Source organism: Streptomyces sp. NPDC048290 (genome assembly GCF_040652095.1).
Lineage (GTDB): Bacteria > Actinomycetota > Actinomycetes > Streptomycetales > Streptomycetaceae > Streptomyces.
This window is the reverse complement of sequence record NZ_JBEZLM010000007.1, coordinates 57,160-81,835: the sequence shown is the minus strand read 5'-3', so window position 1 is coordinate 81,835 and position 24,676 is coordinate 57,160. Positions and strand designations below refer to the sequence as shown.

At 72.6% G+C, this 24,676-nt stretch carries 16 protein-coding genes; 4 read left to right on the top strand and 12 right to left on the bottom strand.

Annotation, left to right across the window (positions count from 1 at the left end; translation table 11 throughout):
- Positions 1–69: 69 nt before the first annotated feature.
- The 4 genes from AB0D49_RS13950 to AB0D49_RS13935 all read right to left on the bottom strand — a co-directional run bounded on the left by AB0D49_RS13950 (position 70) and on the right by AB0D49_RS13935 (position 3,623).
- Positions 70–393: a hypothetical protein gene (locus AB0D49_RS13950; protein WP_362756022.1), complete on the bottom strand. Its 324-nt coding sequence runs from the start codon at positions 391–393 to the stop codon at positions 70–72.
- Positions 390–761: a WhiB family transcriptional regulator gene (locus AB0D49_RS13945; RefSeq protein WP_362756019.1), complete on the bottom strand. Its 372-nt coding sequence runs from the start codon at positions 759–761 to the stop codon at positions 390–392. The genes AB0D49_RS13950 and AB0D49_RS13945 overlap by 4 nt, the downstream gene beginning before the upstream one ends.
- A gap of 175 nt (positions 762–936) precedes the next feature.
- The gene (locus AB0D49_RS13940) at positions 937–1,260 is read right to left on the bottom strand and encodes a hypothetical protein (RefSeq protein ID WP_362756016.1); all 324 of its coding nucleotides are present in this window, start codon (positions 1,258–1,260) and stop codon (positions 937–939) included.
- 143 nt (positions 1,261–1,403) lie between these two features.
- The gene (locus AB0D49_RS13935) at positions 1,404–3,623 is read right to left on the bottom strand and encodes an ATP-dependent DNA helicase UvrD2 (protein WP_362756013.1); all 2,220 of its coding nucleotides are present in this window, start codon (positions 3,621–3,623) and stop codon (positions 1,404–1,406) included.
- Between the two features lie 333 nt (positions 3,624–3,956).
- Here AB0D49_RS13935 and AB0D49_RS13930 point away from each other — a divergent pair, with 333 nt between their 5' ends.
- Positions 3,957–4,214 carry a mycoredoxin gene (locus AB0D49_RS13930; protein WP_362756009.1) on the top strand — a complete coding sequence of 86 codons (258 nt, stop codon included), beginning with the start codon at positions 3,957–3,959 and terminating at the stop codon, positions 4,212–4,214.
- Between the two features lie 78 nt (positions 4,215–4,292).
- Here AB0D49_RS13930 and nudC read toward each other — a convergent pair whose 3' ends face one another.
- The 5 genes from nudC to AB0D49_RS13905 all read right to left on the bottom strand — a co-directional run bounded on the left by nudC (position 4,293) and on the right by AB0D49_RS13905 (position 15,059).
- A complete protein-coding gene (gene nudC / locus AB0D49_RS13925) occupies positions 4,293–5,237 on the bottom strand; it encodes an NAD(+) diphosphatase (protein WP_362756006.1) in 945 nt (314 codons plus the stop codon).
- A gap of 156 nt (positions 5,238–5,393) precedes the next feature.
- Positions 5,394–6,797 carry a dipeptidase gene (locus AB0D49_RS13920; protein WP_362756003.1) on the bottom strand — a complete coding sequence of 468 codons (1,404 nt, stop codon included), beginning with the start codon at positions 6,795–6,797 and terminating at the stop codon, positions 5,394–5,396.
- Between the two features lie 10 nt (positions 6,798–6,807).
- Positions 6,808–10,491 carry an ATP-dependent DNA helicase gene (locus tag AB0D49_RS13915; RefSeq protein ID WP_362756000.1) on the bottom strand — a complete coding sequence of 1,228 codons (3,684 nt, stop codon included), beginning with the start codon at positions 10,489–10,491 and terminating at the stop codon, positions 6,808–6,810.
- A gap of 108 nt (positions 10,492–10,599) precedes the next feature.
- Positions 10,600–14,409 carry an ATP-dependent DNA helicase gene (locus AB0D49_RS13910; RefSeq protein WP_362755997.1) on the bottom strand — a complete coding sequence of 1,270 codons (3,810 nt, stop codon included), beginning with the start codon at positions 14,407–14,409 and terminating at the stop codon, positions 10,600–10,602.
- 263 nt (positions 14,410–14,672) lie between these two features.
- Positions 14,673–15,059, bottom strand: a complete 387-nt coding sequence (locus tag AB0D49_RS13905; RefSeq protein ID WP_362755994.1) for an MGMT family protein — start codon at positions 15,057–15,059, stop codon at positions 14,673–14,675.
- 186 nt (positions 15,060–15,245) lie between these two features.
- Between AB0D49_RS13905 and AB0D49_RS13900 the strand changes: the two genes are divergently transcribed.
- The 3 genes from AB0D49_RS13900 to AB0D49_RS13890 all read left to right on the top strand — a co-directional run bounded on the left by AB0D49_RS13900 (position 15,246) and on the right by AB0D49_RS13890 (position 21,422).
- Positions 15,246–18,071 carry a lysylphosphatidylglycerol synthase transmembrane domain-containing protein gene (locus AB0D49_RS13900; protein ID WP_362755991.1) on the top strand — a complete coding sequence of 942 codons (2,826 nt, stop codon included), beginning with the start codon at positions 15,246–15,248 and terminating at the stop codon, positions 18,069–18,071.
- A 121-nt stretch (positions 18,072–18,192) separates the two neighbouring features.
- The gene (locus tag AB0D49_RS13895; protein ID WP_362755988.1) at positions 18,193–19,740 is read left to right on the top strand and encodes an alpha/beta hydrolase; all 1,548 of its coding nucleotides are present in this window, start codon (positions 18,193–18,195) and stop codon (positions 19,738–19,740) included.
- Between the two features lie 152 nt (positions 19,741–19,892).
- Positions 19,893–21,422: an alpha/beta hydrolase gene (locus tag AB0D49_RS13890; protein WP_362755985.1), complete on the top strand. Its 1,530-nt coding sequence runs from the start codon at positions 19,893–19,895 to the stop codon at positions 21,420–21,422.
- A 227-nt stretch (positions 21,423–21,649) separates the two neighbouring features.
- Here AB0D49_RS13890 and moeZ read toward each other — a convergent pair whose 3' ends face one another.
- From moeZ to AB0D49_RS13875, 3 genes are all read right to left on the bottom strand, one after another.
- The gene (gene moeZ, locus AB0D49_RS13885; protein ID WP_362755982.1) at positions 21,650–22,828 is read right to left on the bottom strand and encodes an adenylyltransferase/sulfurtransferase MoeZ; all 1,179 of its coding nucleotides are present in this window, start codon (positions 22,826–22,828) and stop codon (positions 21,650–21,652) included.
- 63 nt (positions 22,829–22,891) lie between these two features.
- Complete coding sequence (locus AB0D49_RS13880) at positions 22,892–23,605, bottom strand: spherulation-specific family 4 protein (RefSeq protein WP_362756880.1); 714 nt, start codon at positions 23,603–23,605, stop codon at positions 22,892–22,894.
- Positions 23,606–23,676: 71 nt separating this feature from the next.
- A complete protein-coding gene (locus AB0D49_RS13875; RefSeq protein ID WP_362755979.1) occupies positions 23,677–24,636 on the bottom strand; it encodes an NAD-dependent epimerase/dehydratase in 960 nt (319 codons plus the stop codon).
- Between the last annotated feature and the right edge of the window lie 40 nt (positions 24,637–24,676).

The window sequence follows — 24,676 nt, the reverse complement described above, 5'->3', positions numbered from 1 at the left end:
GGACCGGCCCCCGCGTGAAGTCCTCGCCCCCCGTCACTCCGGAGGGCCACCGCTTCAGGTGTGGGCGGATTACTGCATGACGGCCATGGCCAGCGCGCGGCGGGCGCGCATCGAGGCGCGCTCGGCCCGGCGCTGCATCCGGCGGGCCGCGGCCAGGCGGATCGCCCGGCGCTCCTGCTCCGCTTCACGCAGCCGGTCGTGCATATGCGCACGCGCCAGTGCTTCTGGGATGAGTTGCATCTCTCGGGTCCTGTTCTGGCGCGAGTCGTGCGCGCCGGTGGTGCTGACGTCTTCGGTCGCCGAGCCGGTGGGCTCGTGTGCGGACGGCTTCATCGGGGCCTGTTTCTGGGGGTCGTGCGTGAGGGGGCGATCGATCGTTCCTGCGGCGTTCATGCTGTGACCGGGTTCTTGCGCGGGCGGCCACGGGGCCGCTTCCGGGCGACGACGACACCCTGGACGAACAGCTCTCCGCCCCAGACACCCCACGGCTCACGTCGCTCCTTGGCGCCGGCGAGGCAGGCCTCCATCAGCGGGCAGGTTCGGCAGAGGGACTTGGCGTACTCGACGTCCGCCGGGGACTCCGCGAAGAAGACCTCCGGGTCGTAGGAACGGCAGGGGACGGGTACGCCGAGGTTCTCGATGGCGTCGTCGAGCGCGGTGAGCGCGGTGAGCGGGATCAAGGTGGAGTCCTCCGTGAGGCGGCCGGGCGGCGGGATCGTTTCGGAAGGCGGTACGGACGTGGCGTGCGCTTCGAGTTGCACGGTTCGTCTTCCTCGTCTGGTCGGTCCGGCCCTGTGGGGCCGGTGGTCGGCTGGGGTACCGGGTTCTGGCTGACCCGAGGTCCTTCGTGCTGTTCTCCCTGTTTGGGGAAAACAGAAGGGCCGCGGTTCCCGGATGGGGTTCCGCGGCCCTGGAAGGTGCCGGCCTGATCGCCGATCAGGCTGGATCGCTCCAGGGTTCTGGCCCACGGAAGGCCCACATCTGGTGGTGCTGCGTCGTCTGCTTCCGGAATCCGGCACCGGTCGCCGTAAAGGCATAGGCATCTGCCTCAGCCTTTACTGCCGCTTCCAGTGCCTTGGTCGGTCGCTCATTCCGCTCACTGACAGGGAGACCCGCCAGGGACACGGGGGCAGCCGGGCGCACGGCAGAGATGCCGGACAGACCGGTGCCCGGGTTCGAGACGCCGAGCATGCACAGGGAGACGGTCGAGCGATCGGTCATTTTGACCGTGCTGTCGAAGCTGGTGTTGATGCTGATCACTGGACTCGCCTCCTCTCGGCGTATCGGGGGGTTGGATGAACCAACCCGTTCGGATATGTAAGTAGAACACGGAATCAGGGCCTCCGAGAAGGCCGCTGTTCCGGTGTGTAAGAACCTATGGGGATTGACGGGGCTTTCGCAAACTATTTTTTCGACGAGTTCGGATCGCCTTCGCCGTCCGCCGGCTCAGGGTCGCGGCCTGCGCAGATGGCCAGCACATCGGCCCCGTAGCGGCGGCACTTGCGCATCCCGACGCCCGGGATGCGGGCCAGCTCCGGCTCGTCCTCCGGTCCGGTCTCGGCGATCGCCACGAGTGTCTTGTCGGTGAGGACGCAGAACGCCGGCTGCCCGCTGCGCCGCGCCACGCCCGCCCGCCAGACGCGCAGCCGCTCGTACAGTCCCTCGTCCATGTCGGACGGACAGTCCTCGCAGCGCATCAGCTTCATCTCGGCGGCCTCCGTGAGGGTGCGCCCGCAGACCCGGCAGCGGGCCGGGGTGCGCCGGGTGGGCCGCCGCTCTCCTGGCACGGCACCGGGCGCCCCGCGTTCCACCCCGCCCGCTCCGCCGCCCGCCGCGGTCCGGGCCGTACCGGGCGCGGAGCCGGGGCGCAGTCCGTCCAGGAAGCGGCTGGCGCGGCGGTTGGGGCGATGGCCCGGGGAGCGGGCGAGGGCCCAGGAGACATGGAGCCGCTCACGGGCGCGGGTGACCCCGACATAGAGGAGGCGGCGCTCCTCCTCGATCTGCTCGTCGGTTCTGGCGTAGGTGATCGGCATCATGCCCTCGGCGACCCCGACCAGGAACACGGCGTCCCACTCCAGGCCCTTGGCCGAGTGCAGGGAGGCCAGCGTGACGCCCTGCACGGTCGGGGCGTGCTGGGCGTTCTCCCGCTCGTCCAGTTCGGCCACCAGATCGGCGAGGGTGGCACCGGGTCTGGCGGCGGCGAAGTCCTGCGCGAGATGCACCAGCGCGGCCAGCGACTCCCAGCGTTCGCGCACCGCCCCCGAACCGGCCGGTGGCTGTATGGTCCAGCCCTCGACGGAGAGCACGGCACGCACCTGGGAGGGCAGGTCGACGGCCTCGTCCAGCGCGGTGTCGTTGCCCCCGAAGCGGGCGGCGGCCCGCAGGGCGATGCTGGCTTTGCGCACCTCCGGCCGGTCGAAGAACCGCTCCGCTCCGCGCAGCTGATAGGGGATGCCTGCGTCGGCGAGGGCCTGCTCGTACGTCTCGGACTGGGCGTTGGCACGGAACAGGATGGCGATCTCGCCCGCCGGGACCCCCGAGTCGAGCAGGGCCCGGATCCGTCTGGCGGCGCCTTCGGCCTCGGCGGGTTCGTCGGTGTACTCGGTGTGCACCGGGTCGGGTCCGGTGGGGCGCTGGGAGATCAGCTCCAGCCGGTGGTCGGCGGCCCGGCCGCGGGCCTGGGCGAGCAGCCCGTTGGCGAGATGGACGACCTGGGGGGTGGAGCGGTAGTCCCGGACCAGCTTCACGACCGTGGCGCCGGGGTGGCGGGTGCGGAAGTCGAGCAGATGGTCCGGCGTTGCTCCGGTGAACGAGTAGATGGTCTGGCTGGCGTCGCCCACCACACACAGGTCGTCCCGCTGCCCCAGCCACAGTTCCAGCAGCCGCTGCTGGAGCGGGCTGACGTCCTGGTACTCATCGACCACGAAGTGGTGGTACTGGGCACGTACCTGGTCAGCGATGTCGTGCCGGTCCTGGAGGACACCGACGGTCAGCAGCAGCACATCCTCGAAGTCGATCACTCCACGGGCCCGCTTGAGGTCCTCGAAGGCGGCGTACAGCTGGGCGATCTCGGCCGGATCGCGGGGGATGTCACGGCCGGCCTTCGCGGCTGCGAGCGCGTAGTCGGCGGGCACGGTCTGGGTGACCTTGGCCCACTCGATCTCCCCCATGGCGTCCCGCAGCTCCCCCCGGTCGAGGCGCAGACGGCAGGCCGCGGCGGCGTCCGCGACCAGCTGGCTCTTGCGGTCGACGAGCCGGGGCATGGCACCGCCCACCGCCTTCGGCCAGAAGTACTGGAGCTGGCGCAGGGCGGCCGAGTGGAACGTACGGGCCTGGACGCCCTGGGCGCCGAGCTGGCGCAGCCGACCGCGCATCTCCCCCGCCGCCCGGTTGGTGAAGGTGACGGCGAGCACGCTGGAGGGCTGGAGGATGCCCGCGCGCACCCCGTAGGCGATGCGGTGGGTGATGGCCCGCGTCTTGCCCGTACCGGCCCCGGCCAGGACGCACACCGGGCCGCGCAGGGTGGTGGCCACCTCGCGCTGCTCGGGGTCGAGCCCTTCGAGCACCGCGTCGGCCGTGTCCGGTACCCGCGGGAAGAGGGGGGAGTGCGTTGCTGCTGTCACACCGCAATGCTGCCAGGTCGGTGGAGACGGGTGAGCCGGTTGTCCACAGGCACACCCGCGCAGTCGTATTAATGCCCGTCGCCGGTGCTGGCGGCGGGCAGTGCTGGTGCTGGTGGCGTCGGCGTTCGACGGGGCCCTAGGGGATCCGGCGCGGCTTCCAGTGGGGTGGCGGCGGCGTTCGACGGGGCCGTAGAGGGTGCGGCGCGGCTTCCGGTGGGGTGGCGACCTGACGGAGACGGGCCCGGATACCCCCGGCGGGAATGGTGGCCGGGTCCGATACGTTCCACCAGCGCGAGCACCTGTCCCCGGAACCGCATAAGGAGCGCCAGAGACATGTCGGGCACTGTGACGATGTACAGCACCACGTGGTGTGGCTACTGCCGTCGGCTGAAGAGCCAGCTGGACCGCGAGGGCATCGCGTACGACGAGATCAACATCGAGCAGGACCCGGAGTCGGCCGCCTTCGTGGAGAAGGCCAACAACGGGAACCAGACCGTGCCGACCCTGCGTGTCGTCCCGAACTCCGGCGGTCCCGAGGTGGTCATGACCAACCCGAGCCTCGCCCAGGTCAAGCAGGCTCTCACGGCCTGACTCCGGCTGGCACCGGCGTACCGGCAGCGGACGCCTACGGCCCCCTTCCCCGACGCGGCGGAGGGGGCCGTAGGTGTCTCAGGCGGCGCTGCGGGTCGGCATCGGCTTGCCGTACCAGAGTTCGATCAGCCGGGCGGCGATGGAGATGCCGTAGGGCGGCAGCACCTCGCCGGAGTCGAAGGCGGCGCGCAGTTCGTCCCGGGAGAACCAGCGGGCCTCGCTGATCTCGTCCCCGTCGACGGTGATCTCGGTGGTGGTGGCGCGGGCCAGGAAGCCCAGCATCAGGCTGGACGGGAACGGCCATGGCTGGCTGGCGATGTACTCGACCTGGCTGACGGTGATCCCCGCCTCCTCGAACACCTCGCGGCGCACCGACTGCTCCACCGACTCGCCCGGCTCGACAAAACCGGCCAGTGTGGAGAAGCGGCCCTCGGGCCAGTGCACCTGGCGGCCGAGCAGGATGCGGTCGTCCTCGTCGGTGACCGCCATGATCACGGCCGGGTCGGTGCGCGGGTAGTGCTCGGCGCCACAGGCGGGGCAGCGGCGGATGTGTCCGGCGGCGGCGATCACCGTGCGCTCACCGCAGCGGGAGCAGAAGCGGTGGGTGCGCTGCCAGTTCTCCAGGCCGACCGCGTGGACCATGAGACCGGCGTCGCGCGGCGCGAGCAGGAGCCCCGCCTCGCGCAGCCCGGCCGGGCGGGCGGACTGGTCGATCCGGCCGGGCAGGGCGTCCTTCTGGAGGGCGAAATAGCTCACCCCGTCCCCGTCGATGCCCAGGAAGTAGCGGTGGGCCTCGGTCAGGGGCGCCTCGAAGGACGGGGTCATGACGAGTTCGGTGCGCCCCTCGGGCGTCTCGTCGATCAGGACCTGGCCGCCGGACACCACGAAACAGCGGGTCGTGGGGTGGCTCCACGCCGCCGCCAGCCATGCCTCGTCGAGCCGGTGGTGCGCGGCGCGGTCGATGCCGCTGGGGGCGGTCAGCGAGATGGGTCGGTCGGCGGTGTGGTCGGTCCAGGTGGTCACGGGTGCTTCCAACTCCCCCAGGGCGACGGTTCGTTTCGGCGGGCGGTTCGACGGGACGTACGGCAGGCGGTCACCTCATCCGTCGGGGCCCGGCCGCGCGGGGCGGTGTTTCCAGTGTGCCCCGCGCGGGCGGTCCCTCCGGACGGCGCGGGACGGTCAGGGCGCATGGCTCCAGTGCTCCGCCAGATCGCCCCACAGGTACGCCGCGGTCTCGACGCCCTTGAACAGCAGATCCAGCTCCACCTTCTCGTTCGGCGCGTGCCAGCCGTCGGAGGGGATGGAGATGCCGAGGAAGAGCACCGGGGCGCCCAGCACCTCCTGGAGGTCGGCGGCCGGTCCGGAGCCGCCCTCGCGCGTGTAGCGCACCGGTTGCTCGAACGCGCGGCTCATGGCCCGTGTCACGGACTGGAGGGCGGGGTGGTCCAGGGGGGTCAGACAGGGCCGGGTGGCGCCGCTGAACACGATCTCGTACCGGATTCCGGGCGGGATCTGTCCGGCGGCCCAGTCGCGGACCGCCTTCTCGATGTGCTCCGGGTCCTGCCCGGCGACCAGCCGGAACGACAGCTTCAGCAGCGCCTCGGACGGGATGATCGTCTTGCTGCCGGGCCCCTGGTAGCCGCCGCCGATGCCGTTGACCTCGGCGGTCGGGCGGGCCCAGATCCGCTCCAGGGTGGTGTGCCCGGCCTCGCCGACGGCCGCGTACGACCTGGCCGTGCGCAGCCAGCTCCGCTCGTCGAAGGGCAGCTCCGCGAAGAGGTCCCGTTCGCGGTCGGTCAGCTCCACCACGCCGTCGTAGAAGCCGGGGATCGCCACGCGCGCGTGCTCGTCGTGCAGGGCGGCGACGAGCCGCGCGGCGGCGGTCGCCGGGTTCGGTACGGCGCCGCCGAACGAACCGGAGTGGATGTCCTGGTCGGGGCCCTGGAACCGGATCTCGCACTCGGCCAGGCCCCGCATGCCGGTGCACACGGTCGGGGTGTCCGCCGCCCACATGCCGGTGTCGGAGACGATCACCGCGTCCGCCGCGAGACGGCCGGCCCGCTCCTGGACCAGCGCCCTGAAGTGGGGCGAACCGGACTCCTCCTCGCCCTCGATCAGCAGCTTCAGATGGACCGCCGGTGCCATGCGCCCGGTCGCCGCCAGGTGGGCGCGGACCCCGAGGGTGTGGAAGAGCACCTGGCCCTTGTCGTCGGCCGCCCCGCGCGCGTAGAGCCGGTTCTCGCGGACGACCGGCTCGAAGGGGTCGCTGTCCCAGCCGTCCTCCCGCGCGGCGGGCTGTACGTCGTGGTGGCCGTAGACGAGGACCGTGGGGGCCTCCGGGTCGTCGCTGGGCCACTCCGCGTAGACGGCGGGGGCGCCGGGTGTGGGCCACACCTCGGCAACCGGGAAGCCGGTCTCGGTCAGCTTGGCGGCGAGCCAGTCCGCGCTGCGCAGGACGTCCGCCGCGTGGTCGGGCTGGGCCGACACCGACGGGATGCGCAGCCACTCGCGCAGCCCGTCGAGAAAGGTCTCGCGGTGCTCGGCGATGTACGTACGGACGGCGCTGTCCGGGGTGTGGCTCATGGTCACGAGCCTATCGGCCCACAGTGACAACCCGTCCGTGCTGTTCGTCACCGGGCGGCTCGTCCCCGGGGTCGGTCAGCAGCAGCCGCTCCAGGGCGGCCCGGTCCGGCAGGTCGTCCGGGCGGACCACCTCGCCGGTGCGGATGTGCACGAACGCCGCCGTCACCGTCTCCGGCTCCACCCCCTGCTGCTCGGCCCAGGCCAGCCGGTACACGGCGAGCTGGAGCGGATCGCCGTCCCGCCCCCGCCCGGTCTTCCAGTCCACGATCTCGTACGTCTGCGTCCCGCCGTCCGTGGTCCGGTAGACGGCGTCGATCCGGCCGCGGATCACCCGGCCCGCGATGCCGAGCTGGAAGGGGGCCTCCACGCGGTAGGGCGTACGTCTGGCGTACTCGGTCCGCTCGAACGCCGCCTTCAGGGCTTCCAGGTCCCGTTCGTCCGTGATCTCGGCATCGCTGCCGGGCAGTTCGTCCGGGCCCAGCAGGGGCAGGGTCAGCTCCTCGAAGCGGGCCTCGACCCAGGCGTGGAAGCGTGTCCCGCGGCGGGCGGCGGGCTGGGGCGGGGCAGGCATGGGGCGGGCCAGCTCCCGCGCGAAGCCGTCGGGGTCGGCGGCCATCCGCATCAGCTGCGAGGCGGTGAGCGAGGTGGGCAGCGGCACGTCCGTGACGGCCTCCCGCGCGCGGAGCAGCTCTCCGGTGAGGGCGTCCAGGTCACGGTCCCAGGAGGCGACGGCCCTGGCCTCCTCGGGGGTGAGGGGTTCGGACAGGGCTGGGGGGGCTGGGGGGCCTTGGGGGGCTGGGCGGTCTCGGTGGGAGGCGGACGCCTGGTGGGGTACGGAGGGGGCTGCGGGCGTGGGCCTCTCATGGGGAGGCTGCTCATGTGCGGGCGCTACGCCGTCGGGCTCTGTGTCGTCGGGCGCTGCGTCATGGGGCTCTGCGTCGTCGCGCTCTACATCGTCTCGCTCTACGTCACCGGGCTCCGCCTCGTATGGCGCTTCCCCGGAGAACTCGTACGGCTCCTCGCCATAGAAGTCGCCAGAGAAGTCGTCCCCGTACAGCTCCTCCTCCGGCGGCTCCGTCGGCCAGTCCGGGTCGTCGTAGGTGCCCGGCTCGTGGGTGTCCCGCTGATAGGTGCCCGGCTCATCGCTGACCCGCCCATAGGTGCCCGGCTCATGCGTGGCCGCCGCCTCGGTGAGGTCGTGCGCGGCGAGGGCGTCCAGGTGGGCGAGGACGGTCCGCGCGGCGGCGCGGCGGCGGGTGAGGGCGGTGTCGTCCAGGGGCAGGGGCCACGCCTGGTCGGCGGTCTGCCGGTGGAGGGCGGGGTTCTCGGCGTCGTCCTCCGGTTCGTCGGACCAGATCTCGATCTCGCCGTGTCCGGCGGCACAGTGCTCGTACAGGGCCGTGAGGAAGTCGGAGGGGCCCCTGCGGCGCTTCTGGGTGGGGCCCCACCAGTGGCCGGAGCCGAGCAGGAGGGAGCGGGGGCGGGTGAAGGTGACATACCCGAGGCGGAGTTCCTCGGTGTGCTGGTGGTCCTTCATCGCCTCGTGGAACGCCTTCATGCCGCGCGCGTCCCAGGATCCGATGTCGGGGAGGGTGTCGGCGTCGCCGCGCAGCGCGTGCGGCAGCACCTTGGCCTGTGCGGTCCACTTCTCCCGGCCCTGGGCGCTGGGGAAGGTGCCGGTGACCAGGCCGGGGACGGCCACGACGTCCCACTCCAGGCCCTTGGACTTGTGCGCGGTGAGCACCTTGACCGTGTTCTCGCCGCCGGGGAGGGCGTTGTCGAGGCCCTTCTCGTACTGGGCGGCCGTGCGCAGGAAGCCCAGGAACGCGAGGAGGGTGGCCGTACCGTCACCGGCGGCGAAGGAGGCGGCGACGTCCAGGAAGTTCGAGAGGGTCTCGCGGCGGCGGGCGGCCAGCGCGTGCGGGGACGCGGAGAGTTCGACCTCGAGGCCGGTGACGGCCAGGACCCGGTGCAGCACGTCCATGAGCGGGTCGGCCAGCGAGCGGCGCAGGTCGCGCAGCTCGGTGGCGAGGTGGGCGAACCGGACGCGCGCCTCGGGGGAGAAGGGCAGTGCGTCGTCGGCCCCGGCGTGTTCCAGGAAGGTGTCCAGGGCGTCGGCGAGGGAGATCACCTCGGCCGGGTCGACGCCCTCGACGGCCTCGGCGAGCCTGCGGTCGGGATCGTCGTCGCCGCCCCCGCGCGTGTGGGCGACCAGGAGCCGGGCGCGGCGGCCGAGCAGGGCGAGGTCGCGGGCGCCGATGCGCCAGCGGGGGCCGGTCAGAAGCCGGACCAGGGAGGCGTTGGCGCCGGGGTCCTGGAGCACCTCGCAGACGGCCACCAGGTCGGCCACCTCGGGCAGGTGCAGCAGCCCGGACAGGCCGACGACCTCGACCGGGACGTCACGGGCGACCAGGGCGCCCTGGATCTCGGCGAAGTCCCCGGCGGTGCGGCACAGCACGGCGATCTCACCGGGCGCGGTGCCGGTGCGCACGAGGTGGGCGAGCGAGTCGGCGAGCCAGTCGATCTCCTCCGCGTGGGTGGGCAGCAGGGCGCACCGCACCTGGCCGTCGCGCTCGGCACCGGGGGCCGGGCGCAGCGCCTCCACGCCCGCGTGCAGGGCGCGCAGCGGCGCGGCGAGGCCGTTGGCGAGGTCGAGGAGCCGGCCGCCGCTGCGGCGGTTCTCGCTGAGCGCCTGCCGGGTGGCGGGGCGGCCGTCCGCGCGGGCGAAGTGCTCGGGGAAGTCGTCCAGGTTGGCTACGGAGGCGCCGCGCCAGCCGTAGATGGCCTGGCAGGGGTCGCCCACGGCGGTGACCGGGTGGCCGGTGTCGTCGCCGAACAGTCCGGCGAGCAGGACGCGCTGGGCGACCGAGGTGTCCTGGTACTCGTCGAGGAGCACCACACGGAACTCCTCCCGCAGCAGCCGCCCGACCTCGGGGACCTGCCCGAGCCGGGCGGCCAGGGCGATCTGGTCGCCGAAGTCGAGCAGATCGCGTTCGCGTTTGGCGGTGCGGTAGCGCAGCACCAGGTCGGCGAGTTCCCGGCGGGCGGCGGCGGTGTCGGGGATCTTGCGCAGATCGGCGTTGGTGAGTCTGGTGCCCTGGACGGCGAGCAGCAGTTCGGCGTCCCAGGCGCGCAGGCGCTCCGGCTTGACGAGGTGCTCGGACAGCTCGGAGTCCAGCGTGAGGAGGTCGCTGACCAGGTCGGGGAAGGAGCGGGTGAGCGCCGGATAGGGGCCGGGGGCCTCGCGCAGGACCCGCGCGGCGAGCTGGAAGCGGGTGGCGTCGGCGAGGAGCCGCGCGGAGGGCTCCAGGCCGATACGCAGTCCGTGATCGGTGAGCAGCCGTCCGGCGAAGGCGTGGTACGTGGAGATGACCGGCTCGCCCGGCGGGTTGTCCGGGTCGATGACGTCCGGATCGGTCACGCCCGCCTTGACCAGCGCCTTGCGGACGCGCTCGGCGAGTTCACCGGCCGCCTTGTTGGTGAAGGTGAGGCCGAGCACCTGTTCGGGGGCGACCTGGCCGGTGCCGACCAGCCACACCACCCTCGCCGCCATCACGGTCGTCTTGCCGGAGCCCGCCCCGGCCACGATCACCTGCGGAGCGGGCGGCGCGACGATGCAGGCCGTCTGTTCCGGGGTGAACGGAATCCCGAGCAGTTCCTTGAGCTGCTCGGGATCGGTGAGGTGTGCGGGCATGTCGGAGAGGCTATCGGCGGGCACTGACAACGGGGGTGGCGGGAGCCGGGCGGGGCTCCGGGGCGAGGCCCCCGACCGTTTCCTGGGCACGCCGCACCGTGCCGTATGTCACTCCACCACGTGGCGTCCCTCCGGGCGGGCGCTGCACGAGGCGCGGAACGCGCAGTGGGTGCACTGCTGGCCCGCGGTCGGGGTGAACCGTTCGTCGAGGACCTTCCCGGCGGCGGTGGCGAGCAACTCGCCGATCCACTCCCCCTCCAGGGGCTCCTGGGCCTGCACCTTGGGCAGGGTCTCGCCGCCGTCGCGCCGCGCGGCGCCCTGGCGGAGCTGGACGAGTTCGGCGCCTCCGGGAGCGGGGCGCAGCCCGTCGAACACCTCGTCGACCGCGCCCTCGCGGACCGCGAGCTGATAGACGGCGAGCTGCGGGTGCTGGGCCACCTCCGCCGCGCTGGGCGCCTGTTTGCCGGTCTTGAAGTCCACGACATACGCGCGGCCCTCGCCGTCGGCCTCCACGCGGTCCATCTGGCCGCGGATGCGGACCTCATAGGCACCGGCTTCGAGGGTGATGTCGAAGTCGTGCTCGCTGGCCACCGGGGTGCGCCCCGCGCGGTCCATCACATGCCACTTCAGGAACCGTTCGAGCGCCACGCGCGCGTTGTCCTTCTCCTGGGCGGACTTCCACGGCGCCTCGAAGGCGAGCGCGTTCCACACCGAGTCGAGGCGTTCCATCAGGACGGACAGATCGGCCGGGGAGTGCCCGGAGGCGACCTCGTCGGCCAGGACGTGGACGACGTTGCCGAAGCCCTGGGCGGCCGAGGCGGGCGCGTCCGCCTTCACCTCACGGCCCAGGAACCATTGCAGCGCACAGGTGTTGGCGAGCTGGTCGAGCGCGCTGCCGGACAGCACCACGGGCTGGTCCCGGTCGCGCAGCGGCGCCCTGGCCGCCGTCGGCTCGTGCATCCCCCACCAGCGTTCGGGGTGCGCGGACGGCACCAGGGGGCGGCCGTCCTCGTCGGCGAGCGCGGCGAGCCGGGCCAGCCTCTGCGCGGTGGCCTCGCGCAGCGCCCCCGAGACCCGCGGGTCGACGGTGGTGGCCCGCAACTCGGCGACCAGCGCGGCCACCGACAGCGGGCGGCGCGGGCGCCCGGTGACGTCCCGGGGTTCGACACCGAGTTCGGTCAGGAAGCGGGAAGGCTGGTCGCCGTCGTCCGCCGGGGCCTTCACGGCGGTGACGACGAGACGCTCCTTCGCGCGGGTGGCGGCGACATAGAAGAGGCGGCGCTCCTCGGCGAGCAGCGCGCCCGGTGTGAGGGGCTCGGCGAGTCCGTCGCGGCCGATCCGGTCGGCCTCCAGCAGCGAGCCGCGCCGCCGCAGGTCGGGCCACAGCCCCTCCTGGACCCCGGCGACGACGACCAGCCGCCACTCCAGGCCCTTCGCCCGGTGCGCGGTCATCAGACGGACGGCTTCGGGGCGCACGGCCCGCCGGGTGAGCGTGTCGGCGGCGATGTCCTGCGCGTCGACCTCCTCCAGGAAGTTCAGCGCGCCCCGCCCCCCGGTGCGCTCCTCCGCGCGGGCGGCGGTCGCGAACAGGGCACATACGGCGTCCAGGTCACGGTCGGCGTTGCGGCCCGCCGCGCCGCCGCGCCGCGCGGTCCGCTCCAGTCGGGCCGGCCAGGGAGTGCCGTCCCACAGCGCCCACAGCGCCTCCTCCGCCGTGCCGCCGCGCGCGAGGGTCTCCCGCGCGGTGCGCAGCAGCCCGCCGAGACGCTGGGCGCCGTGCGCGTACGCCGGGTCGTGCACCGCCAGCCGCTCCGGCTCGGCGAGCGCCCGCGCGAGCAGGGCGTCCGAGGGCGGCGGCAGGGCATTGCCCCCGGCCCGCTCCTCGTCCCGCAGAGCCCGCCCCAGGCGCCGCAGATCGGCGGCGTCCATCCCGGCGAGCGGGGAGGTGAGCAGGGTCAGGGCGGTCTCGGTGGAGAGCCAGCAGGGGGCGTCCTGGGGCGGCTCGTCGGCGAGCGGGGCGTCCGGCCCGGGGAGGGTTCCCGGTCCGGGTGATACGTCGTCGTCGCCCGGGGCCTGCGCGTGTACGGGGCGGTGGTCGGCCTCCGCCTGGTCCTCTGAGGGGCTGTCGCCGCCCTCCACCTGGTCCGCTGAGAGGCCGTCGCCGCCCTCCACCTGGTCCACTGAAGGGCTGTCGCCGCCCTCCACCTGGTCCACTGAGAGGCCGTCGCCACCCTCCACCTGGTCCACTGAAGGGCTGTCGCCGCCCTCCACCTGGTCCACTGAGAGGCCGTCGCCACCCTCCACCTGGTCCACTGAGAGACCGACGCCGCCCTCCCCATGAACCACGGGGGAGCCACCGCTGCCCTCCGCCCGCTCCCCTCCGGCAAGGTCGCCGCCCCGCACCCCTCCGGAACCGCCATCACCCGCGGCCCGCCCCTCCCCGGGCACCCGCCCGTCCCCAGGACCGCCGTCGCCCGCCCCGGACCCCGCCACAGACCCCGCTCCAGCCCCCTCCCCGGCCCCCGCCTCCGCCTCCGCGACCGCCCGCAGGGCCGTCAGCAGCGGTGCCACCGCCGGTTCATGCCGCAGGGGCACGTCGTCGCCGTCGATGTCCAGCGGGACCCCGGCGGAGGTGAGGGCGCGGCGCAGGGTCGGCAGGGTGCGGGAACCGGCGCGCACCAGGACGGCCATCTCCCGCCACGGGACCCCGTCCTCAAGGTGCGCCCGGCGCAGGATGTCGGCGATGTTGTCCAGCTCGGTACCCGCCGTCGGGTAGGTGAAGACGTCGACCCGGCCGCCCTCCCGCGCGGGGGCGAGTTCCCGGTGGGCGCGGACCTTGTCGGCGGGGAGCCGGGTCAGCGGCATCCGGCGGGTGAGCAGCCGGGTGGCGTCCAGCAGGGCGGTGCCGGAGCGCCGGGACGTGCGCAGCACCTCGACGGGTGCCGGGCGGCCGTCGGGCCGGGGGAAGGCGCGGGGGAAGTCCAGGATTCCGTTCACGTCGGCGCCCCGGAAGGCGTAGATCGACTGGTCGGGGTCGCCGAAGGCGACCAGGGTGCGTCCGCCGCCGGCCAGCGCGTGCAGCAGCCGCACCTGGGCGGCGTCGGTGTCCTGGTACTCGTCGACGTAGACGGCGTCGTACTGGGCGGCGAGCCGCTCGGCGACCCCCGCGCGGTGGGCGAGGAGCACCGCGCGGTGCACCAGCTCGGCGTAGTCGATCACGCCCTGGAGGTCGAGGACGTCGAGGTACTCGGCGAGGAAGGCGGCTCCGGCCCGCCAGTCGGGGCGTCCGATGCGGCGGGCGAAGGCGTCCAGGGCGTCCGGACCGAGGCCCAGCTCACGGGTGCGGGCGAGCACCGCGCGGACCTCGTCGGCGAAGCCGCGGGTGGTCAGACAGGCGCGCAGTTCGTCGGGCCAGCGCACGGCGCCGAGACCGGCCCGCTCCAGGTCGATCTGTCCGGCGAGCAGCTCGCGGACGGCCACGTCCTGCTCGGGGCCGGACAGCAGCCGCAGGGGCTCGGCGAACCGGGCGGTGTCCTGGTGGGCGCGGACCAGGGCGTAGCAGAAGGAGTGGAAGGTGGTCGCCCGGGGCGCGTGGGCGGCTCCCATGCGCCCGGCCATGCGGTCGCGCAGGTCGACGGCGGCCTTGCGGCTGAAGGTGAGCACCAGGACGCGTTCGGGGTCGCCGCCGCGGGCGATACGGGCGGCGACGGACTCGACCAGCGTGGTGGTCTTGCCGGTGCCCGGACCTGCGAGAACGAGCAGCGGACCCTGGGTGTGGTCAACCACCGCGCGCTGTTCGGCGTCCAGACGAGGGGAATCCGGCCGGACCGGTGGGGTACGCACCAGCCGGTAGGCGCCACGGTTCCCCTGCCGCACTTTCAGGTGCGGCAGGCGCCTGGTGGAGGAAGAGGAGCTCACGTGGTTCGCCGGTCCTGGTGGTCGTGCTCGGGTCTGTTCCGGGCGGCGGTGCGCGCCGCCGCGGAGGGGGTCTCGGGGGGCGTCCGCCGCCGTGCGGGGAGGACGGTGGAGGCGGGGTGAACGGGACACGCGCCGCCGACGCTACGCCGACCGCCGACACGGAAGCCGGACTTCCGGACGAACGTACGCCATGCCCCGCGCGGGCCCGATGTCGCTCGTACGGAGCACGCGCTCCCCACACCGGCCCCCGATGGCGGAAGCTGTCAGGTGTGAGCCTCCGTGTGGTCGCCGCCGTCCCAGCGCGCCCGTCTCATGTCGAGACGGGGCACATGTCCTTCCGCGGCCCGGCTCGCGCCCTTGAGCGGGGTGCCCTCGGTCCGGTACTGGTCGAGGGCGCGCAGCTCGTGTCCGGGCAGCAGCACCCCGTCCGCGCGGACGACCCGCCACCAGGGCACCGCGCCCCCGTACAGGGCCATCACCCGGCCGACCTGGCGCGGCCCGCCCTCCTGGAGCCACTCCGCGACATCGCCGTATGTCATGACCCGGCCCGGCGGGATCAGTTCGGCGACCTCAAGGACCCGCTCGGCGTATTCCGGCAGGGCGTCCGCGTGCTCCGCGCGGGCGTCCGCCGACAGGCTCTCCTCGCTCATCCACCCCATCCTGCCCCACCCCACCGACAATGTGACGGGCCCGCGACGGTGCGTGGCCCTCGCCCCCTCGCGGCGCTTCCGGCAGACTGTGCGCCCCCGCATTTGCACCCTGATGCCCCCGTGTGTCGGTGCGGCATGCCACCATCGTGCGGGCGGTAACCGGTGATACGAGACCAAGAAGAGTCGATGAAGCAGCAGGGTGTGCAGCCAGAGGACCCGGAGGGCACCTCTGACGCCGCGGCGCGCCCGGACACCGGCGACAGGCCCTCGCAGGCCGCCCACCGCGCGGGAGGCGACGCACACGCGAAGCCCGGCGAGCCCGGGGGCGACCCGCCTGAGGACGGCGGCGGGCCCCCCGCCCAGGAGAGCGGCCCCGGCGCGTACGACGGCCACGACCCCGGCGATACCGGCGACCTCCACACGGGCGAGGTCGAGGGCGACGAACCCTTGCTCCCCGCGCGCGTGCACCGCCCCTCCGACCTCATGCGGCTGCTGGTGGGCGTGCTCGGGATCGCCGTCCTGCTGGCCATCGCCGCGTTCGCCCACGGCACCACCTCCGGCCTCGAACAGGACATCAACAAAGGCACCGGGCAGGCGCCCGACCTGCTGATCAAGATCGCGGGGCTGGCGTCCAGCATCGCGATCCTGCTGGTCCCGGTCGCCTTCGCGATCGAGCGGCTGATCAAACGCGACGGCCTGCGCATCGCCGACGGCGTCCTCGCGGCGGTCCTCGCGCACGGTGTGACCCTGGCCACGGACCTCTGGGTGGCGAAAGCCGCCCCGGGCTCGATCCAGGAGGCGCTCACCCAGCCCTCCCCCGGCAATGTCACGGCGCTCACGGACCCGGTGCACGGCTATCTGGCCCCCGTGATCGCCTACATGACCGCCGTCGGCATGTCCCGCAGACCCCGCTGGCGCGCGGTGCTGTGGATCGTCCTCATGCTGGACGCGTTCTCCATGCTGGTCACCGGGTACACCACACCGTTCTCGATCATCCTGACCGTGCTGATCGGCTGGAGCGTCGCCTATGGCACCCTCTACGCGGTCGGCTCCCCCAATGTCCGGCCCACCGGCCGCACGCTGATGGCGGGCCTCAGGACAGTCGGCTTCCGCCCGGTGAGCGCCGCCCGTGTGGAGGTCCCCGAGAACACCGACAACGGCGACCGCGGACGGCGCTACTTCGTCACCCTGGAGGACGGTCCACCGCTGGACGTCACCGTGGTGGACCGTGAGCAGCAGGCACAGGGCTTCTTCTACCGGGTGTGGCGGAATCTGACCCTGCGCGGCTTCGCGACCCGCCGCAGCCTCCAGTCGCTGCGCCAGGCCCTGGAGCAGGAGGCGCTGCTCGCGTACGCGGCGATCGCCGCCGGGGCCAACGCCCCGAAGCTGATCGCCACGTCCGAGCTGGGCCCGGACGCCGTGATGCTGGTCTACGAGCACACCGGCGGCCGTTCCTTCGACTCGCTGGCCGACGACGAGATCACCGACGCTCTGCTGCGCAACGCCTGGCATCAGGTGCGGGCCCTTCAGTCGCGGCGGATCGCCCACCGCCGACTGGCCGGTGACGCAATTCTGGTGGATCGTTCCGGCACGGTGATTCTGACCGATTTGCGCGGTGGTGAGATCGCTGCCGGTGATCTGCTGCTCCGCATGGACATCGCCCAGCTGGTGACCACGCTGGCGCTGCGGGTGGGCGCCGAGCGGGCCGTGGCCTCCGCGCTCAGTGTGCTCGGGCCGGACACGGTCGCCGACTGTCTGCCGATGCTCCAGCCGATCGGTCTGACCCGCTCGACCCGCGCGACCCTGCGCCGACTGGCCCGGGAGCGGGCCGAGCGGGAGCGGGAGGCGGTCCTGGAGTCGTCCCGGCAGGCGAAGCTGGCCCGCGCGGAGGCGGCCGGGGTCGACTCGGCCCAGGCGCTGGAGAAGACCGACAAGAAGGCGGCGCGCGCGGAGTCGCGGGCCGAGAAGCGGGCCATGGACGAGGCCATGGAGGAGGCCCGCGAGGAGGACCCGCTCACCCAGATCCGGCACGAGGTGCTGAAGATCAGGCCACAGGCGCCGGTGGAACCGGCCCGGCTGGAACGGGTCCGTCCGCGCACGCTGATCAGCATCATCGCGGGCGCCATCGGCGCGTACTTCCTGCTGTCGCAGCTCACCCACATCGAGTTCGGGACGCTCTTCGCCACCGCCGAGTGGGGCTGGGTCGTCGCGGCGGTGCTGTTCTCGGCGCTGAGCTATGTGGCGGCGGCGATGAGCCTGCTCGGGTTCGTCCCGGAGCGGGTGCCGTTCGTGCGGACCGTGGCGGCCCAGGTCGCCGGGTCGTTCGTGAAGATCGTGGCGCCCGCCGCGGTCGGCGGGGTCGCCCTGAACACCCGGTTCCTCCAGCGCCAGGGCGTACGGCCGGGGCTCGCGGTGGCGAGCGTCGGCGCGTCGCAGCTGTTCGGTCTGGGCTGTCACATCCTGATGCTGCTGGCGTTCGGCTACCTCACCGGCATCGAGAAGACACCGTCCCTGTCGCCGTCCCGGACGGTCATCGCGGGTCTGCTGACGGTGGCGGTGCTGGTGCTGGTGGTGACCTCGGTACCGTTCCTGCGGAAGTTCGTCGTCACACGGGTCCGCTCGCTGTTCGCCGGGGTCGTGCCGCGCATGCTGGACGTGCTCCAGCGCCCGCAGAAGCTGGTCACCGGCATCGGCGGCATGCTGCTGCTGACCGCCTGCTTCGTGATGTGCCTGGACGCCTCCATCCGGGCCTTCGGCGACGAGTCCACCTCCATCAGCCTGGCCAGCGTCGCGGTGGTCTTCCTCGCGGGCAACGCGCTGGGCTCGGCGGCGCCCACCCCGGGCGGTGTCGGCGCGGTGGAGGCCACCTTGACGGTCGGCCTGATCGCCGTCGGCCTGCCCAGCGAGGTCGCCGCCCCGGCCGTCCTGATGTTCCGCCTGCTGACCCTGTGGCTGCCGGTCCTGCCGGGCTGGCTGGCCTTCAACCATCTCTCCCGCAAGGGCGCGCTCTGACGGACCGGGCCCCTATGGACCCGGTACGGCCGCGCCCTTTGAGCGGGCTCCATGGACGGGGCCGTACCTCGTACGGCTCGCGCCCCGCGCGGGCCGTCCGGGCCGACCGCAGGATGGGGTCATGCCGAATCGATCCCGCCCGCGTGCCGCCGCCCTGACCACCACCGCCGTGCTGCTCGCCGCCCTGACGGCGGCATGTGGCGGGGACAATCCCCAAGGCGTGGATCTGACGGCGCAGAAGCTGAACTGGCAGGACTGTCCCGCGCCGTCCCCGGCGGAGGGCGGCGGGGAGGCGCCGTCGCCGCTGCCGGGCGGCACCGACTGGCAGTGCGCCACCATGAAGGCGCCGCTGGACTGGAACGCCCCTGGGGGCGAGACCATCGGGATCGCCCTGATCCGGGCCAGGACCAGCGGCACGGCGGACCAGCGCATCGGCTCGCTGATCTTCAACTTCGGCGGACCGGGCGGCTCCGGCGTCACCACGCTGCCCGCCTTCGGCACCGCGTACGACACCCTGCGCACCCGCTACGACCTGGTGAGCTTCGACCCGCGCGGGGTGGGCCGCAGCGCCGGGGTGCGCTGTGAGAACGACCAGCAACTGGACGCGTACTTCCAGCAGGACGCCACGCCGGACGACGCCGCCGAGCGCGCCACATACGTGGACAACGTCAAGAACTTCAACGCCGCCTGCGAGCGGAACTCCGCGCGGGTCCTGCCCCATGTACGGACCACGGACGCGGCCCGTGACATGGATCTGATGCGCCAGGTCCTGGGCGACGACAAGCTGTCCTACTTCGGCATCTCCTACGGCACCGAACTCGGCGGCGTCTACGCCCATCTGTTCCCCCAGAACGTGGGGCGGGCGGTGTTCGACGCGGTGGTCGACCCGACCCAGAACGCCGAACAGGGCTCGCTCGGCCAGGCCAAGGGCTTCCAGCTCGCGCTCGACAACTTCGCCGAGAACTGTGTCTCGCAGATCGAGGACTGCCCCATCGGCGACAGCGCGCAGGACGTCAAGAACCGGATCGCGAAACTCCTCGCCGACCTCGACCGCAAGCCGATCCCGGGGATCTTCCCGCGCGAGCTGACCCAGACCGCGGCCACCAGCGGCATCGCCCAGTCGCTCTACTCGCAGGACTTCTGGCAGTACCTCACCGAGGGCCTCGACCAGGCGTACGGCGGCGACGGACAGATCCTGATGCTGCTGTCGGACTCGATGAACGGCCGCAGCCAGAACGGCGAGTACAGCAACCTCACCGCGGCCAATGTGTCCATCAACTGCGCCGACGACAAACCCCGCTACGACGCGGCCTACGTGGAGCAGAAGCTGCCCGAGTTCCGCGCCGCGTCGCCGGTGTTCGGCGACTATCTGGCCTGGGGCATGATCAGTTGCACCGACTGGGCGGTGCCGGGCGCCGCCGACCACCCCGACGTCAGCGCGCCGGGATCGGCCCCGATCCTGGTCGTGGGCAACACCGGTGACCCCGCGACACCGTACGAGGGCGCCCAGAAGATGGTGACCGCGCTCGGCACCGGAGTCGGGGTGGAACTGACCTACAAGGGCCAGGGGCACGGGGCCTACGACAGCAACGACCCGTGCGTGCGCAGCGCCGTCGACGGCTATCTCCTCAACGGCCGGGTACCGGCGGCCGGAACGGTCTGCGGCTGACCGACCTCCACCGCACAACCCCAGAAAAGCACAGGTCAGAAGGTTATCCACAGGCCCCGACGAATTTTCCGCCGGACGCCTACGATGGCCTGACAACCGTTCGCCGCCGAAGCGCGGACGGCCTGCGAGGGGGAAAGAGGGGGAAAGGTGCGATGACGCGTTTCGTACGGTGGTCCGCGCTCGGTGCGGCTGCCGCGCTACTGATGGCGGGATGCAGCTCGGGTTCGTCGGACGAGGGCGGGGGCGACAAGGGCGGGGGGAGCACAAGCCCGTCCGGGTCCGGTCTGCCGACCTCACTGACCTCGCAGAAGCCGGACTGGAGCGAGTGCGGGGCCACGGCCGGCGCGCCCGCCCCGGGGGACGACTGGCGGTGCGCCACGCTGAAGGTGCCGCTGGACTGGTCGAAGCCGGGGGGCCAGACCATCGACCTGGCCCTGATCCGCTCCGAGGCCACCGGCGGCGACCGGATCGGCTCCCTCCTCTTCAACTTCGGCGGCCCGGGAGGCTCCGGGGTGGACACGATGCCGTCGTACGGCTCGTACGTCTCCGCCCTGCACGAGCGGTACGACCTGGTGAGCTGGGACCCGCGCGGGGTCGGCGCCAGCGAGGGCGTGCGCTGCCGTACGGACGCGGAGATAGCGGCGGCGGAGCAGGTGGACGCCACGCCGGACACCCCCGCCGAGGAAGAGGCGTTCCTGAAGGACGCCGCCGACTTCGGCGCCGGCTGCGAGGAGTCGGCCGGGCCTCTGCTGGCCCATGTCTCCACGCAGGACACCGCGCGGGACATGGACCTGATGCGCCAGGTCCTCGGCGACACCAAGACGCACTACTTCGGCATCTCGTACGGCACGGAGCTGGGCGGTGTCTACGCCCACCTGTTCCCCGAGAACGTGGGGCGGCTGATCCTGGACGCGGTGGTCGACCCGGCCGGGGACACCTTCGCGCACGCCAAGAACCAGGCCCTGGGCTTCCAGCGAGCCCTGGACAACTACCTGGAGTCCACCGGTGAGGACCCCGCCGAGGGCACCCGCCGGATCACGGACCTGCTGACGGAGCTGGACTCCCGGCCGCTGCCCGCGTCCGACGACCGGGAGCTGACCCAGACGCTCGCGCTGACCGGCATCGTGCTGCCGCTCTACAGCGAGTCCGGCTGGCCGAGTCTGACCAGCGCGCTGGCCGCCGCCGAGGAGGGCGACGGATCGGAGCTGCTGGCCCTGGCGGACGGCTACAACGAGCGCGACCCGTCGGGCGGCTACGGCACGACGACCCACTCCCAGCGCGTCATATCGTGCTTGGACGACAAGCAGCGGCCGACCCTGGCGGAGACCAAGCGGCTGCTGCCGGAGTTCGAGGAGATCTCGCCGGTCTTCGGGCCCTTCCTGGGCTGGGACACAGCCGGCTGGTGCCACGACTGGCCGGTGCCGGGGCAGGTCGACACTCCGGAGGTGAGCGCGCCGGGAGCGGCACCGATCCTGGTGGTCGGCAACACGGGCGACCCGGCGACACCGGTGGAGGGCGCCCAGCGGATGGCCGACGAACTGGGCCAGGGCGTCGGGGTGGTCCTCACCTGGGAGGGCGAGGGCCATGGCGCCTACGGCAGTGGGAGCGACTGCGTGGACTCGGCGGTGAACGCCTATCTGCTGGAGGGCGAGGTGCCCGAGGACGGCACGGTCTGCCAGTGACGACAGCGGGGGCTGTCAGCACCCCGGGTATCCCGGGAACAGTTCCTGGACCTCCAGGAACTGTTCCCGGTACCTCTCGCACTGACAGCCCCCGCGTCGGGAAGCACATCCACGCCGACCGCGACAACCGTCGGGCGACCGGACGCCGTTGCCCGACGGCCACGCCACCGCGGGCGCCTCGGTCAACCGGGTCGACCCGGCCGAACCGTCCGACCCAGGGGACCCGCCTAGTAGACCGGCTTGTCCGGCTCGATCTGGTGGACCCAGCCGATGACTCCACCGCCGACATGCACGGCGTCGGCGAAGCCAGCCGACTTCAGGACCGCGAGGACTTCCGCACTGCGGACACCCGTCTTGCAGTGCAAGACGATCTTCTTGTCCTGCGGAAGGCTCTCCAGAGCCGTGCCGAGCAGGAACTCGTTCTTGGGGATCAGCTTGGCGCCCGGGATGGAGACGATCTCGTACTCGTTGATCTCGCGGACGTCGATGATCTCGATGTTCTCGCCGTCGTCGATCCACTCCTTGAGCTGCTTGGGAGTGATCGTGGAGTCCGCGGCGGCGGCCTGCGCCTCCTCGGAGACGACCCCGCAGAACGCCTCGTAGTCGATGAGTTCCGTGACGGTCGGGTTCTCGCCGCAGACCGCGCAGTTCGGGTCCTTGCGGACCTTCACCTGGCGGTACTGCATCTCCAGGGCGTCGTAGATCATCAGCCGGCCGACCAGCGGCTCACCGGTGCCGGTGAGGACCTTGATGGCCTCGGTGACCTGGATGGAACCGATGGACGCGCACAGCACGCCGAGCACACCGCCCTCGGCGCAGGAAGGGACCATGCCGGGGGGCGGGGGCTCCGGGTAGAGGCAGCGGTAGCAGGGGCCGTGCTCGGACCAGAAGACGCTGGCCTGGCCGTCGAAGCGGTAGATGGAGCCCCAGACGTACGGCTTGTTCAGCAGCACGCACGCGTCGTTGACCAGGTAGCGGGTGGCGAAGTTGTCGGTGCCGTCGACGATCAGGTCGTACTGGCTGAAGATGTCCATCACGTTCTCGGCTTCGAGCCGTTCCTCGTGAAGGATCACGTCCACGTACGGGTTGATGCCCTTGACGGTGTCACGGGCGGACTCGGCCTTGGAGCGGCCGATGTCGGCCTGGCTGTGGATGATCTGGCGCTGCAGATTCGACTCGTCGACCTCGTCGAACTCCACGATGCCGAGCGTGCCGACACCGGCGGCGGCCAGGTACATCAGCGCCGGCGAGCCCAGGCCGCCGGCGCCCACACAGAGCACCTTGGCGTTCTTCAGCCGCTTCTGCCCGTCCATCCCGACGTCGGGGATGATCAGGTGGCGGGAGTACCTGCGGACCTCGTCTACGGTGAGCTCACCGGCGGGCTCGACCAGGGGTGGCAACGACACGGGGACTCCGTTGGTCGGTCTGTCACTACGGTTGTTCTCCCCGTAACAGTGCCACGGCCTTTTTCATTCCGAGACACCTGGTCCAAGACGCGAGACGATCGCGTCCCAGTAGCCGGGCATGGCCGCCCAGGGGTCCCTCGGATCCGCCTCCTCGCGGGCCGTGCGGTCGGTGAACCAGAGCGTGGCGGCGCCCTGCCAGCGGGCGATCCGCAGTGCCTCGTCGAGGTGCCCGCCCGGCAGACCGTGCACGAAGTGGCAGAACTTCTCCGGTGGATAGCTCGCGGTCCACTCGGCCACCTGCGCCCACCGGTAGTCGCTCCAGGGCCCGGAGAAGGTGATCAGCTGATCGGCGTTCTCGGCGTAGCCGGGATGCGGATGGGTGCCGTGGCCGAGGACGACATGGGGTTCGCTGTCGCCGATCGCGCGGAGCGTGGTGACCGTGCGGCGGATCTCGGGCAGTTCCTCGCGGCCCGCCGGGCAGTGGTCGAGCAGGAACCCGTCGACCAGGTACCAGTCGAGATAGCGGTGGGCGTCGGAGATCACCTCGCCGAAGCCGCGGGCGCCGAAGCGGCTGTCGATCCGTCCGAGGACCCGGACCCCGGCGTTCCGCAGCCGGCCCGCGGCCTCCAGGCAGTGCGGGTCGGGGCGGTCGCCGGGGCCGTCGGACACATCGAGGACGACCCAGTGCAGCGGGACGCCGGCATCGGTGAGCCCGGCCCATTCGGCGCGGGCGACCAGGGGGTGGGCGTAACCGGGGACACCCAGGCCGGTGCCCAGACCCGTTCCCGGGGCCTGGGGGCCGGGGGCGAGCCGGGTCCCCCAGGTGCGCGCGGTGACGCCGGCCGGGTTCAGATACGGCACGCGGCCTCCATCCAGATGTCGGCGAGGGATTCCTCAAGGTTGATCCGGGGCCGCCAGCCGAGCCGGTCGCGGGCGGTGCGGACATCGGCCTGCTGCCAGCTTCCGCAGCCGTCCGGGTACGGATACGCGACGGGGGCCACATGGTCGGAGTCGCCGCGCGGGTGGCCGATGGCCGGGCGCAGCGGGCCGGGCGGGCCGTCGAGTTCGTGCAGCGCACCGCCGTATCCGGCGACCCGGGCGAGGGTGGCGGCGGCGTCGCGCAGCCGCACGGCACGGCCGGAGCCGATGTTGATGACGCCCTGGGCGGCGGACAGCGACGCGGCGTGCACCGCGCGGGCCACGTCCCGGACGTCCACGAAGTCCCGCTGGGCGCCGAGACCGCCGAGCTTCAGCTCACCGTCACCGGACTGCATCGCGCGCCGCATGGCCTCGGCGAGCCGCCCGAGCGGGGAGCCCGCCGGGGTGCCGGGCCCGGCCGGGGAGAAGACCCGCAGCACGACGGCGTCCAGACCGGAGCCGAGGACGAGTTCGGTGGCGGCGAGCTTGCTGACGCCGTAGGGACCGCCGGGGCGGGGCACGGCGTCCTCGGCGGTGGACGAGCCCGGCTGGCTGGGCCCGTACTCGGCGGCGCAGCCGATCTGGACCAGCCGGGCGCCGCATCCGCTGCGGCGCAGGGCCTCACAGACGGTGGCGACGGCGACGGTGTTGTGCCGGGTGAGGTCGCGGGCGCCGCCGCGGGTGGTACCGGCGCAGTTGACGACGACGCCCGGGTGGACCGCGTCGAGGAACCGGGTGAGCGCGCCGGGGCTGCCGGACGCGAGGTCGAACCGGACGTCGGCGTCGTCACCGCGGCCGAGCGCGGTGAGCTGGACGGCCGGGTCGGCGAGCAGCCGGTCGGCGACGAAGCGGCCGATGTATCCATTGGCTCCGATCAGCAGGACCCTCATCGGGCGGCTCCCGGGGTGAGTCGTCCGGCGCTGCCGGAGG

What these genes read in the sequence shown, in the direction of transcription:
- AB0D49_RS13950 (WP_362756022.1), bottom strand. Translation starts at nt 393, where the DNA reads ATGAACGCCGCAGGAACGATCGATCGCCCCCTCACGCACGACCCCCAG.
- AB0D49_RS13930 (WP_362756009.1), top strand. Translation starts at nt 3,957, where the DNA reads ATGTCGGGCACTGTGACGATGTACAGCACCACGTGGTGTGGCTACTGC.
- AB0D49_RS13920 (WP_362756003.1), bottom strand. Translation starts at nt 6,797, where the DNA reads ATGAGCCACACCCCGGACAGCGCCGTCCGTACGTACATCGCCGAGCAC.
- AB0D49_RS13915 (WP_362756000.1), bottom strand. Translation starts at nt 10,491, where the DNA reads ATGCCCGCACACCTCACCGATCCCGAGCAGCTCAAGGAACTGCTCGGG.
- AB0D49_RS13905 (WP_362755994.1), bottom strand. Translation starts at nt 15,059, where the DNA reads ATGAGCGAGGAGAGCCTGTCGGCGGACGCCCGCGCGGAGCACGCGGAC.
- AB0D49_RS13900 (WP_362755991.1), top strand. Translation starts at nt 15,246, where the DNA reads ATGAAGCAGCAGGGTGTGCAGCCAGAGGACCCGGAGGGCACCTCTGAC.
- AB0D49_RS13895 (WP_362755988.1), top strand. Translation starts at nt 18,193, where the DNA reads ATGCCGAATCGATCCCGCCCGCGTGCCGCCGCCCTGACCACCACCGCC.
- AB0D49_RS13890 (WP_362755985.1), top strand. Translation starts at nt 19,893, where the DNA reads ATGACGCGTTTCGTACGGTGGTCCGCGCTCGGTGCGGCTGCCGCGCTA.
- AB0D49_RS13875 (WP_362755979.1), bottom strand. Translation starts at nt 24,636, where the DNA reads ATGAGGGTCCTGCTGATCGGAGCCAATGGATACATCGGCCGCTTCGTC.